Genomic DNA, 14,999 nt, shown 5'->3' on the forward strand with positions numbered 1-14,999 from the left:
GATGCATCTTAGCCAAGCCGCAAAACTGTCCTAAAAAGCAGGACCACTTCAATCGAGGCGCGGACAGGCAAGGTATTGATCGAGCGGGAGTTCACGCTGGTTATGTCGTCGCTCGGTGCTGCTGATGCCTTGCCGTTGACTGTGGCACCGGTCACCGTGATTGCCAATGTGCAGCGCGTGACTCGCAGCGGGATCGAGCAGTTAGTGAATGCTGGCCTCTATTGGTGGGAGCGGGACGGTCATACGCCGCGACTGCGCGCTACCGGCGCCTGCCTTCCAGCGCCCGAGACCGGCGGCGAACTGCGCGTGCGGTTTCTGGCGGGATACGGTCCCGAATGGGAGGATGTGCCTGCGGACATGCAGCAGGCTGTGTTAATGCTGGCTGCACACTATTAAGAGTACCGCCATGACACCGTGCTGAGCGATGGGTGCATGCCGTTTGGTGTGACGTCGCTCATCGAGCGCTACCGCACCATGCGTCTTGGCCGCAGCGGGGCGCAGGCATGAGCGCGCCACGTCTGAACCGTGCGCTGGTCCTTGAGACGCCAGCCGAGCTGAGAGATGGCGCAGGCGGCTATGTGCAGGGCTGGGTGCCGGTTGGCACGCTTTGGGCCGAAGTGACACCACGCAGCGGACGCGAGACCGCGCAGAGCGGCGCGCCGATCAGCCGCATGGCCTACCGCATCATCGTGCGCGGTGCAGCCGTGGGTAGCCCTGAGCGTCCGACCGCGCAGCAACGCTTTCGGCAAGAAGAGCGGATTTTACCATCGAAGCAGTGGCCGAGCATGACCCCGAGGGGCGCTACCTGGCCTGCTTTGCCCAAGAGAAGCAGGTCGTATGAGCTATGCAGTTTCAGGCGCTCTTCAGGCTGCGGTATTTGCCGCTTTGAGCCAAGATGCTGCGCTGAGTGCCCTTGTTGGGACGGGGATCTATGATGCTGTGCCTGCGGGCAGCGTGCCAGATATTTACGTGCGACTTGGCTCCGAGACGGTGCGCGAGGCATCTGACGGCAGTGGTGCGGGGGCGGTCCACTTTCTGACGGTTTCGGTGATCACGACGAGCCCTGGTTTCGCCACAGCCAAAGCAGCTGCAACGGCGGTCAGTGACGCCCTGCAAGATGTAGAGCTGGAGCTGTCACGCGGCAGGTTGATTTCCCTGCGGTTCGAGAGGGCGACTGCACGGCGCATTGATGCTGCAAGTGCCCGCCAAATCGATCTGCGCTTTCGCGCGCGGGTGCAGGACGACTGATCAAAAGCGCCCCAATAGAGGGCAACTAATTCTCAACGCCAAACGGCACACTATAGGAGTACGACGAAATGGCTGTACAAGCAGGCAAGGACCTTTTGGTCAAAGTAGATATGAGCACCGATGGCAACTTTGAGACCATCGCGGGCTTGCGCGCCACGCGCATCAGTTTCAATGCCGAAGCAGTTGACGTTACCGCGCTCGATAGTGAGGGCGGGTGGCGTGAGTTACTGGCAGGTGCAGGCGTGCGGTCAGCTGCGATCAGCGGCTCTGGCGTGTTCCGTGATGAAGCCACAGACGAGCGTGCGCGCCAATTGCTCTTTGATGGGCTGACGCCAAATTTTCAGGTGGTCATTCCCCAGTTCGGGATCGTGGAGGGCCCGTTTCAGGTGACCTCGCTGGAGTATGCAGGCCAGCTTAATGGGGAGGCGACTTACGAGTTGTCGCTTGCCTCTGCGGGGCAGCTGCAATTCATCCCTTACGTCGATCCGGTTGAGTAAGCATGGAAAATCGGTGGAGGGGAGAGGTGGCGCTGGTTGTGAACAATCAGCACCATCGGATGCGGCTTACGCTGGGGGCTTTAGCCGAGCTGGAGGAAGAGCTGGCTTAACCATCGCTGATGGCGCTGGTGCAGCGGTTCGAGACGGGCGGGTTCAGCACGCGGGACGTGCTGGCGCTGCTATGTGCGGGTCTGCGCGGCGGTGGGGTCGAAATGAACCCCGACACGCTGGCACAGGCCGAGATCGGGGGTGGCCCAATGCGCGCAGCACAAGCCGCCGCTGAGCTGTTGGCGCGGGCTTTTACGGTTCAGCCATGAGCGCTGGCTTTGATTGGCCCGCTTTGATGCGCGCAGGGCTGCACGGTTTGCGGCTGACCCCTGATGCCTTCTGGGCGCTGACGCCTGCAGAGTTGCAGATGATGCTGGGTAGCAAGGCGGGTGATGCACCGATGCTAAGTGCCGGATTGGCCGCTCTGATGGCGGCCTATCCTGACAAGACAAAGGATCGAGATAATGAATGATGAAAGTTTTGACGATCTGGCAACAGATGCACAATAGCTCAACCAGACGCTGGGCCAGACCAGTATTCTGGTATCGGGCTTTGACAGCGAGTTGCGCCGGATGAGCACCTCACTGTCAGCGATGGGCAAGGATGTAGCCACCTTTGAAAAAGGATTGAGCCGCGGTTTGCGCAAGGCCTTTGACGGGGTGATGTTTGACGGCAATGGCTTACGCCCCTATGCGCCCGCCCACCTGCGCGTCCTCGCGCAGTCAAACGGTGCGCTGGCAGTCAGTTGGGTGCGTCGAACGCGAATTGACGGCGACGCATGGGAGCCTCTTGAAGTGCCCTTGGGGGAAGAGACAGAATCCTATCTGCTGCGGATCGCAAAAGACGGGGTCGTTGTGCGGGAGGAAATAGTGTCGGCACCATTGTTCGATTGCATTGCGGCCGCGCAAGCGGCGGACGCGGTGGAGGCCTCTTTTACTGTTGAAGTGGCACAGGTCTCTTCGACCTATGGACCGGGGTTGTTTGCACGGACGGAGATCACCGGATTGTGAGACGGGTTGGCTTGAGCGATCTGCACCACGCTGCCGGCGCGGTGCAGACAGTTCCGGTGGGCGCACGCGTTGCATTTTGTCAAAGGTTGTTCTGGCAGGCTCACGTTGCTGATAAACACGTCAAACGCCTGCGCAGGCTGCATCCGCAGTGGGGGGACGGCAGCCTGCGTGCCGCGACGTTGGCGCATCTGAAGGGGTATTCTATGGTCAATGCCGTGCCGGATTACTATCTTGCGATGGCCCTTGTTCTGAACGTATTGGCGCGCCGCGGGGATGATAGATGCGGTACTTGTACAAGGTAACGTCTTTGCAGCGGACCGATTTGTGCTAAATAGAGAAAAAAGCCGAGATAAAGGAGCCGCCACATGGCTAGTCCTCGTAGTAAAATCGCCTCTGTCGATCCTGTCTGGGACCAGATCAAGCATGACGCTCAAAAAGCCGCAGCAGACGAGCCGCTGATCGGCGGATTCGTTCATGCGACGATCCTGCATCACACCTCCATAGAAAAGGCTTTGTCCTACCGGATTGCGGCCAAACTATCCTCGAACGAGATGTCGATGATGGTTGTGCGCGAGATCGTAGATCAGGCATATGCAGATGAGCCGGGTTTGGTTGAAGCTGCACGCGCGGATCTTGTGGCAATATATGAACGTGATCCGGCGTGCCACCGCCTATTGCAGCCGATCCTCTATTTCAAAGGCTACCAGGCGGTGCAAGCTTACCGCGTGAGCCATTATTTGTGGGCGCGCGGCCAGCGTGATCTGGCGTATTTCTTCCAAATGCGTGTCTCTGAAATTTTTGGAGTGGATATCCACCCCGGCGCCCGCATGGGCAAGGGCATCATGATTGACCATGCCCATTCGATTGTTATCGGTGAGACGGCTGTTGTGGGTGACAACGTATCGATGTTGCATTCGGTAACGCTTGGCGGCACCGGCAAAGAAGAAGAGGATCGTCACCCCAAAATCGGTGATGGTGTTCTAATCGGAGCAGGAGCCAAGGTCTTGGGCAATATCAAGATTGGCCATTGCAGCCGCATCGCTGCAGGTTCGGTCGTGCTTGAAGAAGTGCCGCCGTGTAAGACCGTAGCAGGTATTCCTGCGCGCATTGTCGGAGAGGCCGGCTGTGATCAGCCGTCGATTTCGATGAATCATATGCTGGGCCCCTGGAGCGAATAGCGCAGGGCTAAACGCACAAATGGAAAAGGCCGGAGCGGTTGCTCCGGCCTTTTTTGTTGATCTTTTGTGTCGCTCCTTAGGTTTAGCGCCTCAAACGTCACAGGATATCTATCGCCAAAATAATTATCAGGCGAGCATCGTCATCGGCGCTTCTAGGTTGTCCTTGATTGCAGAGAGCAGTTGCGCGCCCAACGCTCCGTCAATGACACGGTGGTCGACAGACAGGGTGACAGACATCACCGTAGCGATGCCCAACTCTCCGTCCGCGTCGACAACTGGTTTTTTCACACCAGCACCAACGGCAAGGATTGCACCGTGTGGCGGGTTGATGACCGCGTCAAAATTGTCGATGCCGAACATGCCGAGGTTGGAGATGGCAAAGCTGCCGCCCTGATATTCATGCGGCGCGAGTTTGCGGTCACGTGCACGTCCGGCAAGGTCTTTCATCTCGGCGCTTAGCGCGGAGAGGGACTTCATCTCTGCGTCTTTAAGCACAGGCGTGAAGAGCCCGCCTTCGATGGCGACAGCAACGGCTACGTCCGATGGTTTTAGCTTGAATACCTTGTCACCGGCCCAGACCGCATTCGCATCTGGCACCTGTTGCAAGGCCAGCGCGCAGGCTTTGATGATGAAATCGTTGACCGACAGTTTCACACCGCGCGGCTCAAGCTGTTTGTTGAGCTGGGCACGGAAGGCCAGCAGCGCATCAAGCTGGATATCGCGACGCAGATAGAAGTGCGGCACGGTTTGCTTGGCCTCGGTGAGGCGCGTTGCGATGGTTTTGCGCATGCCGTTGAGGGTGATTTCCTCGTACTCGCGGCCTTCATACATCTTGGCGATCGCGTCGCTGGATGGGCCTGTTGGCATCGCTGCGGCAGGAGCTACAGCCTTGTCCGGCGCGGCAGTTGCGGCTGCCTTTGGAGCATCCGTTTTCGAAAGGCCTTCAACATCGGCTTTTACAATTCGGCCGTGGGGGCCGGAGCCTTTGACCGCAGCCAGATCAAGACCCTTTTGCGCAGCAATGCGGCGCGCAAGGGGGGAGGCGAAGATGCGGCTTCCATCGGATTTCGCACCAGCGGCGGGCGCTGGTGTCGCATCTGTTGCGCCGCGCCCGTGGCCTTTGGCTGGGGCCGTGGCGTCAGAGGCTTCTGCCGGAGCGGCATTGCTGGATGCTTCGGCCTTTGGCGCTGGTGTATCAGCGATGTCGTCGGCGGTTTCACCATCTTCTAGAAGGACGGCGATAGCGGTGTTGACCTTAACCCCTTCGGAGCCTTCGCCGACGAGGATCTTGCCGATCACGCCTTCGTCTACAGCTTCGAACTCCATCGTCGCCTTGTCGGTTTCGATTTCACACATCACATCACCGGAGGAGACTTTGTCACCCTCCTTGACCAGCCATTTGGCCAGCGTGCCTTCTTCCATGGTGGGCGAGAGGGCGGGCATCAGGATTTCTATTGGCATCGTGTCCGCTCCTTATTTGTATGTTACTTTTTTCACGGCTTCGATCACCTCGGCGGTGGTGACTAGCGCGTGTTTTTCAAGGTTCGCTGCGTAGGGCATCGGTACGTCCTTGCCTGTGCAGTTGATCACCGGCGCGTCCAGATAGTCAAACGCATCCTGCATCACAACAGAGCTGATGTAGCTCCCGACAGAGCCTTGCGGCCAGCCTTCTTCAACCGTGACAAGACGGTTGGTCTTCATCACGGATTTGATGATCGCGAGCGTGTCCATCGGGCGCAGGGTGCGCAGGTCGATGACCTCGGCCATAATGCCTTCTTCGGCCAGTTTGTCGGCGGCTTCGAGTGCGTAGGTCATGCCGATGCCAAAGCTCACGATGGTCACATCGTCGCCTTCGCGCCAGATGCGGGCCTTGCCGAACGGCACGGTGTAGTCATCCAGATCAGGCACATCGAATGAGCGACCATAGAGAATCTCATTCTCAAGGAAGATCACCGGGTTCGGATCGCGGATCGCCGTTTTCATCAGACCTTTATAGTCAGACGCGGCATAGGGAATAGCGACCTTAAGGCCGGGAACCTGCATAAACCATGCGGCATAGTCCTGCGAGTGCTGGGCACCCACACGCGCAGCCGCACCGTTTGGCCCACGGAACACCATAGGCGCACCCATCTGGCCACCAGACATATACAGCGTCTTGGCCGCAGAGTTAATTATCTGGTCCATCGCCTGCATGGCGAAGTTAAAGGTCATGAACTCGACAATCGGTTTCAAGCCGCCAAAGGCAGCCCCGACACCGATACCGGCAAATCCGTGTTCGGTGATCGGCGTGTCGATCACACGTTTGGAGCCGAATTCATCCAGCATCCCTTGGGTGATTTTGTAAGCGCCCTGATACTCGGCCACTTCTTCGCCCATAATGAATACTGTCTCGTCGCGGCGCATTTCTTCGGCCATGCCGTCGCGCAACGCTTCGCGCACGGTTTGTTTCTTCAGCGTCGTGCCTTCCGGCCAGTCGGGAGACGTGTCTACGACAGGCTCGGGGTGGGACTTGGCAGCGGCAGGCGCTGTTTCGGACGATTGTTCTTTGTCCGCAGGGACGGGGGCAGAGGCACGTTCGGATTTGGCGCTGTCCATGGCAGAGGCGTCTTCGCCTTCTTCCAACAGGATCGCGATGGCCATGTTGACCTTCACGCCTTCGGTGCCTTCTTCGATCAGGATTTTGCCGATCACACCTTCGTCCACGGCTTCGAATTCCATCGTGGCTTTGTCGGTTTCGATCTCGGCCATGATGTCACCGGAGGAGACAGTATCGCCCTCCTTCACCAGCCATTTGGCCAGCGTGCCTTCTTCCATGGTGGGGCTCAGGGCGGGCATCAGAATTTCGGTTGCCATGTTTTAAGCCTCCAGCTCTGCGTAAATATCTGTCCAAAGCTCATCAAGATGCGGCTCCGGGCTGTCCTTGGCGAACTCGGCGCTTTCGTTCACGACGGCTTTGATTTCTTTGTCGATCGCTTTGAGGTCATCTTCGGTGGCGTGTTTGCCGGTCAGCAGCAGGCTGCGCACTGCCTCGATCGGATCACGCTCGTCGCGCATCTTCTGCACTTCTTCGCGGGTCCGGTACTTGGCCGGGTCCGACATAGAGTGGCCGCGGTAGCGATACGTTTTGATCTCAAGGATATAGGGGCCTTTGCCTGCGCGACAGACTTCGACAGCCTTCTCGCCGGCTTCTTTCACGGCCAGCACATCCATGCCGTCCACTTCTTCACCCTTGATTCCGTAGGCAGCGCCGCGTTCCCAGTAGGAGGGCGAGTGGGTGGAGCGTTTGGTGGACGTGCCCATAGCGTATTGGTTGTTCTCTATCACGAAAACGACCGGCAGGTTCCAGATTTCGGCCATGTTGTAGGCTTCATAAACCTGACCCTGGTTCGCCGCACCATCACCGAAGTAGGTGAAGGTCACGTTGTCGTTGCCTTTGTATTTGTCAGAGAAGGCAAGGCCCGCACCAAGTGGCACCTGCGCCGCAACGATCCCGTGGCCACCATAGAAATGCTTCTCTTTCGAGAACATGTGCATGGAGCCGCCTTTACCCTTGGAGTAGCCACCTTCGCGGCCGGTCAATTCGGCCATCACACCCTTGGGGTCCATGCCGCAGGCCAGCATGTGCCCGTGGTCGCGGTAAGAGGTGATGCGTTTGTCGCCTTCTTTGGCTGCGGCCTCAAGGCCCACAACAACCGCTTCTTGTCCGATGTAGAGGTGACAGAAGCCACCGATCAGACCCATGCCGTACAGCTGGCCCGCTTTTTCTTCAAAGCGACGGATCAAAAGCATGTCGCGGTAATACGCTTTCAGCTCTTCCGGTGAAACATTGGATTGGGTCGCTTTGGAACTCGGCTTCTTGGCAGCCATATGGCAGTCCTCCCGTCGGCGTAAATCGAAATCGCCGAATATAGTTTAACGTTAAACTATATCATAAAGGATTCGAACGTGCTTGGCGAGAGGGCTTTGCGCAACGGAGCCATGTTGTAGGGGCAGGGCTGTTTAGCGGATCACGATCTCATCGGAACGCACCATGCCAAGGACCGTGCGCGCGCGCTCGTCCAGCAGGTCAAGATCAAGGTAATCATCCGACAGCCGCAGCGTCAGGTTCTCCATCTGCGCAACATCGGTGCGGACCTGTACAAGCTGGGTGCGCATGGTATCGGCCTCGGCCAGAATTTCGGCACGGCGAAACAGGCCGAAATCACCCTGCACAGCGGCAAACATGAAATACAGGCTCAGCGCGAAGGCGATCGCGAAGAACAGAATAGGGCCAAACGATGGTTTGCTCATAAGAGGATGCCTGTGGGTTGCTGCCGATCTTTGCCGCCTCTTATCGGGCGGTCTTAGGACTATGCCATAGGTAATTCGCAAAGGGAATCCCCGGATTCCCTCCAGCGACATATGTTTGCTACATTCCGCCGAACTGTGGCCGCTTTGCCTACCAATACGGCAGCAGTGCAGTTGGCCGATTAGTTAGCCGCCCAATGCCGCGACACCGGGCAGGGTTTTGCCTTCCATCCACTCCAGAAAGGCGCCGCCTGCCGTAGAGATATAGGTGAAATCATTCGCCACACCCGCCTGATTGAGCGCGGCAACCGTATCACCGCCCCCCGCGACTGAGACCAGCGTGCCAGCGCGGGTCTGCTCTGCCGCCATCTGCGCTGCAGCGACCGTAGCAGTGTCGAACGGAGCAATCTCGAACGCGCCCATGGGGCCATTCCAGATCAGCGTTTTCAGTCCCTTGAATGCCAGACGGACCTGCGCGATTGTCTCGGGGCCCGCATCCAGAACCATCTGGTCAGCCGCAAGAACCGTATCGGGGCCAAGCGGGGTCACTTCATGCGCGGCTCCTGCCTTGAACTCCCGCGCGACCAAACCGTCCACGGGCAGCAGAACACGGCAGCCAGCCTTGGCTGCTTGCGCCATGATATCGCGCGCAGTGTCGAAATAGTCAGGCTCGCTCAGCGACGCGCCCAGTTGCGCGCCCTGTGCAGCCAGAAACGTGTTGGCCATCCCGCCGCCGATAACCAGCAAATCAAGGCGGTTCACCAGATTTTCCAGCAGCGCGATCTTGGTCGAAACCTTGGCCCCGCCCACAACTGCGCCCACCGGACGCTTCGGCTTGGACAATGCGGCTTCCAGCGCAGAAAGCTCGGCCTGCATTAGACGACCTGCACACGAGGGCAGGTGATGGGCAACCCCCTCGGTCGAGGCATGAGCACGGTGCGCGGCAGAGAAAGCATCGTTGCAATAGATATCGCCCAGACGCGCAAGACGCGCGGCAAACTCGGGGTCGTTGGCTTCTTCGCCTTTGTGGAAACGAATGTTTTCGATCAGCACCACGTCTGCCACTGCTGCCTCCGCGGTTAGTTTCTCGGCGGCATCCAGTGTTTCGACAAACGCGACAGAGCGCATCAGCGCGTGGCGCAGGGCAGGGAGGACCTGCCGCAGGCTCATTTCCAGATTGACCTTGCCCTTGGGCCGTCCGAAATGCGCCAGAAGGATCGGGGTGCCACCTTTGGCCAGAATGTCTTGCACGGTGGGCACAATCCGTTCAATGCGCGTGGCATCGGTTACTTTGCCTTGCTCAACGGGAACGTTGATATCGACGCGAACCAGAACCCGTTTGCCGTGAAGGTCCATGTCGTCCAGTGTTTTCCAGCCCATGTGTACCGATCCTTTGTTGTCTGCGCTCAAAGTTAGTGTTGTTTTGCCGTTATCTTGCCGAGGGTCAATGCACTGCCTTGGCAATTGTGCCTCTGCGCCTTAGGTAACGTGAAAGATTTATGAAGGAGTGCCCCATGGCCGAGATCAAAGACCCCGAAAACACAATCCTGATGGAAATCAAAGGTGGCACCGTCACCATCCAGCTGCTGCCGGACGTAGCGCCCCAGCACGTCGAGCGTATGAAAACGCTGGCGCGCGCAGGTGCATATGACAACGTGGCTTTCCACCGCGTCATCGACGGCTTTATGGCCCAGACCGGCGATGTACAGCACGCCAACATGGAAAAAGACTATAACCCGCGCGCCGCAGGCACCGGCAGTTCCGAGCATCCTGATGTGCCAGCCGAATTCTCAAAGGTTCCGCACGCACGCGGTTCGCTTGGTGCTGCGCGCTCTGCTAACCCGAACTCGGCCAACAGCCAGTTCTTTATCAACTTTAAAGATAATGATTTCCTGAACGGCCAGTACACTGTTTACGGTCAGGTTATCTCTGGCATGGAGCATGTAGACGCCCTCGCAAAGGGCGAGCCACCGGCCAACCCCGACCGCATGATCAGCGTCAAGGTAGCTGCAGATGCGTAAGCTGCTTGCAAGCGGGCTGTTCGCAGCGCTCATTGCTGGCCCTGTCGCTGCCTCCGGTCTGATGATCGAAGTGGCAGGGCAGGCCAACGGGACGGTCACGATTGACCTGCTCGAAGATGTGGCCCCCCGCCACGTGGCACAGATCACCGCTTTGGCGGCAGATGGTGCCTATGACGGTGTTGTGTTCCACCGCGTGATCGACGGCTTTATGGCCCAGACCGGCGATGTGGAACATGGCAAAATGGGCAGCGACATGCGTAGCGCAGGCACAGGCGGCTCCGATCTGCCCGATCTGCCAGCCGAGTTCTCGGACGTTGCGTTTGAAAAAGGCGTGGTTGGCATGGCGCGGTCACAAAGCCCTGACAGCGCCAACAGTCAGTTCTTTATCATGTTTGACGAAGCACCCTTCTTGAACGGTCAATACACGGTTGTTGGCCGTGTGACGGATGGTCAGGATGTGGTTGATGCCATCAAACGCGGCACAGGCGGCAACGGCGCCGTTGTTGGCGAGCCTGATATGATGAAGACGGTCACCGTCACGGACTAACCTGTCCGAACTGGTTTCCAGATTGAAGGCGTCTCGTAGGAGGCGCATTTTTTCGTTCTTTCAGGTCAGAGCTGTAGCAAGGAAGAACCTGACGCTCTTGGGGGTCTAGGCCATATGTGCGACCTATTTCATCAGCGCTAGATCGCGAAAATTGTTCAGGTGCCGACGATGTTTACCCGTCTCAGGCAATCATTCAACTACGCGGTAAGGTAGGAACAGAACTTAGGTACGTGGCGTATGATTTCTGGCCATCATAGCGGGCACGGCGATAGCCCGATGCCCGGGAAGTAAGCTTATGAAGCGATCTGGAGCGGCATCGCTTGGCGGCGATCTGAAGCGATTTCGGTGAAGTTGAAGATGTTTTCGATATGGTGGCGGAGAACGAGCAGGCGAACGCTTTTGAACTGCAAAAGCTGACGGCTGTTGTTTTGTTGTCTCTGGCTTCGGCCAAAGCTTCAAGAGCGAAGCGGCGACCGGTGCGGGCTTTTTCTACAAGTGTCATTTGGTCTCTCCAGGTTTTGATGTCCTGAAATCACTTTGCAGAGTTTTGTGACGCCGCGTCAGGACCAAATAAGGATTGATCGGTATGCATTGGTCTATCCATGTATCCAAAATAATAGTTTTGGGCTGACCAAAGGTGCTACAGCACATACCCCGCATTCTTCAGTTCTGCCCACTCTGTACAGAATATTGAGATCCGGTTCTTAACCGGCGCTGCGCTACGCCAATGTCTTTTCAGCCACCACGATCATGGCGGCAAAGTAAAACGCCGCGAGCGCCGCTCACGGCGTTTAGAATTTTTGCAGTTGTCAAATCCCTTAGGAAGCAGGGTTTGCTTTCTGGGCAGGGGCCGCTTTGGCGCCGGGGTTCAGTGGGTCGTCCTGACGCTGTACGGAACCTTCAAAGTGCGCACCGCTCTCGATGGCGATGGTCTTGTGGATGATGTCACCCTCGACCCGCGCTGTGGAGGTCAGGCGTACTTTCAGACCACGCACACGGCCAACGATTCGGCCGTTGATCACAACATCGTCGGCAACCACCTCGCCTTTGATTGTTGCTGTCTCGCCGATGGTCAGCAGGTGTGCGCGGATGTCGCCCTCAACCGTGCCTTCAACCTGAATATCGCCAGTTGTCTTCATGTTACCGGTCACGTGCAGATCGGCAGACAGGACAGAGGCGGGCGGCTTTGCCTTTGGGGCGCTTGCCTTAAACTCGTTCGGCTTTTGCGGCGGCACTGATGGGGCAGCCGAAGAAGTCGGCATTGCGGGTTTTTGTGGTTCAGTACCGCTTGGGGCCGGATCGTTGATTTTGCTCTTAGAAAACATCGTTTGCTGCCTTGATATAGATCATTGGATTGACGGCTTTCCCACCCACGCGCACTTCGTAGTGTAGGTGCACGCCGGTTACCCGTCCTGTAGCACCCATATCACCGATACGATCGCCGCGCGATACTCTTTGACCGACCTTCACGCGGATTTTCGATTGATGCGCATACCTCGTCTCAATGCCGAATTCGTGTTGAATTTTCACCAGACGTCCATATCCAGAGCTCCAGCCAGCGTGAGTCACAACACCGTCCGCCGTGGCATAGAGTGGTGTGCCTGTGCCTGCTGCGAAATCAACACCGGAGTGCATACGGCGGCCGCCGGTTTTAGGATCGCGGCGGAAGCCGAAATGCGACGTAAAGCGGAAAGCGTCTTTTACAGGATTCGCAAATGGTGCCTTGGAGGCGGCGAGTCGGTAAAGGTTCAACCTGTCCATCTGGTTGATCAGGCGGTTAGCGCGCAGCGTATCTGCGGTGGGCTTTTCGCCGCGGGTGGTAAAGCTAAGGGGGGTGAGTGGGCCACCCTGACCGGAGTATCCGCGACGCACTGTCTCAAGGATACGCTCGGTCGGCATGCCTGCTGCGCGAAACATACGGTCCAGCGGCGCAACCGAAACGGTCATGGCCTCTTCAAGCTGGCGGAAAATCGTGTCGTTCTGCTCCTGCATGGTCGCAATTTTCTGGTGCAGCTCGTCGGCAATCAACAGCGCCTCTTCAGAGTCCTCGATCACCTTGTCACGCTCTAGCGCGGTACGGGCCAGCGCATCAGCGAGAAAATCCATCGGCGCGGTGCTGGCCGCAACTTGAATGGAATCGCCGTTTTCGGTTTGCAGCTGTGCGACCTGGCTGCGCGCCGCTTCGCGGTCTTGCATCGTGTCGCGTAGGGTGGACTGGATCACGTCAATGCCGGTCTCAAGCTCGCGGCGGCGTGTCTCGGATGACAGCAGCTCTGACTGCATGACGGAAATCTGGGTAAGGGCTGCGTTAAAGCGTTCTTGTGCGGCAAGGGCTTCTTCTGCACGGGTGTCGCGCTGTGAACTTAGATCATTCAGGCGCGCTTGGTACGTGCGTTGATCCCGTTTGGCCTGCTCGCGAAAGTTGCCAGAGCCGATGCTGTCCATGAGGATAATCGCTGTTGCCACAATGGCCCAAGCGACCAAGGCTGACGATCCGGCCAGCGCAATCAGCTGGGTTACGGGGCGCAAACGGATGAACCGTGTGTCATTATCTGATTTCAAGAATACTCGGCGCTCTGGAAAATGTTTTTCTAACAGAGCATGAGCCTTAATCGCGATTTTTGTGCGCACGTTTATTATTTCCCTTAGGTCCCCTTACGGATCGGCGTGTCCCTCACAAATCCGTTAACAAAATTGCAATAACTTTCGGGAAGGCATCGGGCAACCCTTGAGGGCGCTCGTGACGTAGAGTCGCCGCTTTCTGTGACATATGGGCGGAAATCCGCCTATTTCAGCGGCTTGTGCTGCGCGGCTTAACTACTTTCCGCCAATGGCCAGTAAAAATCTGGCGGTATGCCGGCTTCTGCCCTCTTTTCCTCGTTGAACGGCGGTTTGAGTTGGCCGTGGAAATACTTCCGGACAAGCGCATGGAACTTCTGCGTGGGGTCGATGTCATGGCGGCCGCACAGAAAATGGAACCACTTGGAGCCATAGGCGACGTGGTGCACTTCCTCGGCATAGATGATCTCAAGCGCTGCCACAGCCTGATCCGCCTTGGCCTGTTTGAATATCTTGATCATGCCGGGGGTCACATCCAGCCCGCGTGCTTCAAGCACCATGGGCACCACTGCAAGGCGGCCCATGAAATCATCCACGGTATCCTCGGCTGCACGCCACATCCCTGCGTGGGCAGGAAGCGCGCCGTAAAAGCTGCCTTCGGCTTCAAGGCAATCGCACATCAGATTGAAATGCTTTGATTCTTCATCAGCGGCCTTCACCCAGTCGTCGTAATATCCGATGGGCATTTTTACGTCACAAAACCGCGCAATAATGTCCCAGTGCAGATCAACGGCGTTCAGCTCAATGTGGGCGACAGCATGCGTAAGTGCGATCCGGCCTTCCGGCGTGCCAAGCTTGCGACGCGGCACATCACGTGGGCTTAGAAGCTCTGGCTTGGCGGGGCGCGCAGGGTGGAGCGGCGGATTTGCGCTGCCGATCTCGGGCACCGTGCCATCGGCACGCGCCGCACGCCACTCAGCGGCAAAGCTGTGGGACAGGGCTGTCTTTTCACGGCCATCAGCGGTGCGCAGCACGGCTTCGGCCATTTCAGCCAGCGGCATCATAGCGCGCGTACCGCTTCCAGTACTTCTTCCACATGGCCCGGTACTTTAACTTTCCGCCAGATATTCGCAATATTTCCTGTCGCATCAATCAGATAGGTTGCACGTTCAATCCCCATTGAGGTTTTGCCGTACATGTTTTTCTCAACCCAGACGCCGTAATCCTCGGTCACTTTGCCGTCGACATCCGACAGCAGCGGAACGCTCAACCCGTGCTTGGCGGCGAATTTGTCGTGCTTGGCCATTGTGTCACGCGACAGGCCGAAAACCTTGGCACCAACAGCGTTAAATGCCTCCAGATGCTCGGAAAAGCCGATGCTTTCCTTGGTGCAACCGGGTGTGTCGTCGCGGGGATAAAAGAACAGCACAACCGGCGCACCTTTGAGCGCGCTCAGGGTCACGTCGCCGCCACCGGTGACGGGCAGGGTGAAATCGGGGGCGGGCTGGGATACGTCTGGCATGTCAAAACTCCGGTCAATGATTGGCGCGGCCTTGGACGCAGCGCGCGCGTCTGTCATAGTAGCTCAGCGGCGGTAAAGTCCA

At 57.8% G+C, this 14,999-nt stretch carries 18 protein-coding genes and 3 pseudogenes; 11 read left to right on the top strand and 10 right to left on the bottom strand.

Features of this window, described 5'->3' with window-relative positions:
* Positions 1 to 39: 39 nt before the first annotated feature.
* The 9 genes and pseudogenes from V7730_RS10905 to cysE all read left to right on the top strand — a co-directional run.
* Positions 40 to 396, top strand: a pseudogene (locus V7730_RS10905) (head-tail connector protein); the annotation flags it as partial.
* Positions 397 to 503: 107 nt separating this feature from the next.
* Positions 504 to 841, top strand: a pseudogene (locus V7730_RS10910) (phage head closure protein).
* A complete protein-coding gene (locus V7730_RS10915) occupies positions 838 to 1,248 on the top strand; it encodes a DUF3168 domain-containing protein (RefSeq protein WP_335747629.1) in 411 nt (136 codons plus the stop codon). The pseudogene V7730_RS10910 and the gene V7730_RS10915 overlap by 4 nt, the downstream one beginning before the upstream one ends.
* A gap of 68 nt (positions 1,249 to 1,316) precedes the next feature.
* Complete coding sequence (locus V7730_RS10920) at positions 1,317 to 1,745, top strand: phage major tail protein, TP901-1 family (RefSeq protein WP_335747630.1); 429 nt, start codon at positions 1,317 to 1,319, stop codon at positions 1,743 to 1,745.
* Positions 1,746 to 1,747: 2 nt separating this feature from the next.
* A pseudogene (locus V7730_RS10925) lies at positions 1,748 to 2,062 on the top strand (gene transfer agent family protein).
* Positions 2,059 to 2,265: a rcc01693 family protein gene (locus V7730_RS10930; RefSeq protein WP_335747631.1), complete on the top strand. Its 207-nt coding sequence runs from the start codon at positions 2,059 to 2,061 to the stop codon at positions 2,263 to 2,265. The pseudogene V7730_RS10925 and the gene V7730_RS10930 overlap by 4 nt, the downstream one beginning before the upstream one ends.
* Before the next feature lie 100 nt (positions 2,266 to 2,365).
* The gene (locus tag V7730_RS10935; RefSeq protein WP_335747632.1) at positions 2,366 to 2,803 is read left to right on the top strand and encodes a hypothetical protein; all 438 of its coding nucleotides are present in this window, start codon (positions 2,366 to 2,368) and stop codon (positions 2,801 to 2,803) included.
* Between the two features lie 11 nt (positions 2,804 to 2,814).
* Complete coding sequence (locus tag V7730_RS10940; protein WP_335747633.1) at positions 2,815 to 3,105, top strand: DUF7742 family protein; 291 nt, start codon at positions 2,815 to 2,817, stop codon at positions 3,103 to 3,105.
* Between the two features lie 63 nt (positions 3,106 to 3,168).
* On the top strand, positions 3,169 to 3,981 hold the full coding sequence (cysE, locus tag V7730_RS10945; protein WP_335747634.1) for a serine O-acetyltransferase: 813 nt from the start codon (positions 3,169 to 3,171) through the stop codon (positions 3,979 to 3,981).
* 126 nt (positions 3,982 to 4,107) lie between these two features.
* Here cysE and V7730_RS10950 read toward each other — a convergent pair whose 3' ends face one another.
* The 5 genes from V7730_RS10950 to V7730_RS10970 all read right to left on the bottom strand — a co-directional run bounded on the left by V7730_RS10950 (position 4,108) and on the right by V7730_RS10970 (position 9,648).
* A complete protein-coding gene (locus V7730_RS10950; RefSeq protein ID WP_335747635.1) occupies positions 4,108 to 5,442 on the bottom strand; it encodes a pyruvate dehydrogenase complex dihydrolipoamide acetyltransferase in 1,335 nt (444 codons plus the stop codon).
* A 12-nt stretch (positions 5,443 to 5,454) separates the two neighbouring features.
* The gene (locus V7730_RS10955) at positions 5,455 to 6,834 is read right to left on the bottom strand and encodes a pyruvate dehydrogenase complex E1 component subunit beta (RefSeq protein ID WP_335747636.1); all 1,380 of its coding nucleotides are present in this window, start codon (positions 6,832 to 6,834) and stop codon (positions 5,455 to 5,457) included.
* A gap of 3 nt (positions 6,835 to 6,837) precedes the next feature.
* The gene (pdhA, locus tag V7730_RS10960) at positions 6,838 to 7,848 is read right to left on the bottom strand and encodes a pyruvate dehydrogenase (acetyl-transferring) E1 component subunit alpha (RefSeq protein WP_335747637.1); all 1,011 of its coding nucleotides are present in this window, start codon (positions 7,846 to 7,848) and stop codon (positions 6,838 to 6,840) included.
* A 132-nt stretch (positions 7,849 to 7,980) separates the two neighbouring features.
* On the bottom strand, positions 7,981 to 8,271 hold the full coding sequence (locus tag V7730_RS10965; protein ID WP_335747638.1) for an FtsB family cell division protein: 291 nt from the start codon (positions 8,269 to 8,271) through the stop codon (positions 7,981 to 7,983).
* A 183-nt stretch (positions 8,272 to 8,454) separates the two neighbouring features.
* Positions 8,455 to 9,648 carry a phosphoglycerate kinase gene (locus V7730_RS10970; RefSeq protein ID WP_335747639.1) on the bottom strand — a complete coding sequence of 398 codons (1,194 nt, stop codon included), beginning with the start codon at positions 9,646 to 9,648 and terminating at the stop codon, positions 8,455 to 8,457.
* A gap of 134 nt (positions 9,649 to 9,782) precedes the next feature.
* Here V7730_RS10970 and V7730_RS10975 point away from each other — a divergent pair, with 134 nt between their 5' ends.
* Both V7730_RS10975 and V7730_RS10980 read left to right on the top strand, forming a co-directional pair.
* Complete coding sequence (locus V7730_RS10975) at positions 9,783 to 10,289, top strand: peptidylprolyl isomerase (RefSeq protein WP_335747640.1); 507 nt, start codon at positions 9,783 to 9,785, stop codon at positions 10,287 to 10,289.
* Positions 10,282 to 10,836, top strand: coding sequence for a peptidylprolyl isomerase (locus V7730_RS10980; protein ID WP_335747641.1), 555 nt, complete (start codon positions 10,282 to 10,284; stop codon positions 10,834 to 10,836). The genes V7730_RS10975 and V7730_RS10980 overlap by 8 nt, the downstream gene beginning before the upstream one ends.
* A gap of 193 nt (positions 10,837 to 11,029) precedes the next feature.
* Here the strand turns inward: V7730_RS10980 and V7730_RS10985 are convergent, their stop codons facing one another.
* The 5 genes from V7730_RS10985 to V7730_RS11005 all read right to left on the bottom strand — a co-directional run bounded on the left by V7730_RS10985 (position 11,030) and on the right by V7730_RS11005 (position 14,917).
* The gene (locus tag V7730_RS10985; RefSeq protein ID WP_335747642.1) at positions 11,030 to 11,338 is read right to left on the bottom strand and encodes a hypothetical protein; all 309 of its coding nucleotides are present in this window, start codon (positions 11,336 to 11,338) and stop codon (positions 11,030 to 11,032) included.
* Positions 11,339 to 11,654: 316 nt separating this feature from the next.
* Positions 11,655 to 12,161: a bactofilin family protein gene (locus V7730_RS10990; RefSeq protein ID WP_335747643.1), complete on the bottom strand. Its 507-nt coding sequence runs from the start codon at positions 12,159 to 12,161 to the stop codon at positions 11,655 to 11,657.
* Positions 12,151 to 13,467: a M23 family metallopeptidase gene (locus V7730_RS10995; RefSeq protein ID WP_335747644.1), complete on the bottom strand. Its 1,317-nt coding sequence runs from the start codon at positions 13,465 to 13,467 to the stop codon at positions 12,151 to 12,153. The genes V7730_RS10990 and V7730_RS10995 overlap by 11 nt, the downstream gene beginning before the upstream one ends.
* 182 nt (positions 13,468 to 13,649) lie before the next feature.
* Positions 13,650 to 14,459 (bottom strand): ferritin-like domain-containing protein, encoded by an 810-nt coding sequence (locus V7730_RS11000; RefSeq protein WP_335747645.1) that lies wholly within the window; start codon positions 14,457 to 14,459, stop codon positions 13,650 to 13,652.
* Positions 14,456 to 14,917 (bottom strand): peroxiredoxin, encoded by a 462-nt coding sequence (locus tag V7730_RS11005; protein ID WP_335747676.1) that lies wholly within the window; start codon positions 14,915 to 14,917, stop codon positions 14,456 to 14,458. Before V7730_RS11005 ends, V7730_RS11000 begins: the two co-directional genes overlap by 4 nt.
* Positions 14,918 to 14,999 lie beyond the last annotated feature (82 nt).

The organism is Sulfitobacter sp., from assembly GCF_036961165.1.
Classification (GTDB): domain Bacteria; phylum Pseudomonadota; class Alphaproteobacteria; order Rhodobacterales; family Rhodobacteraceae; genus Sulfitobacter.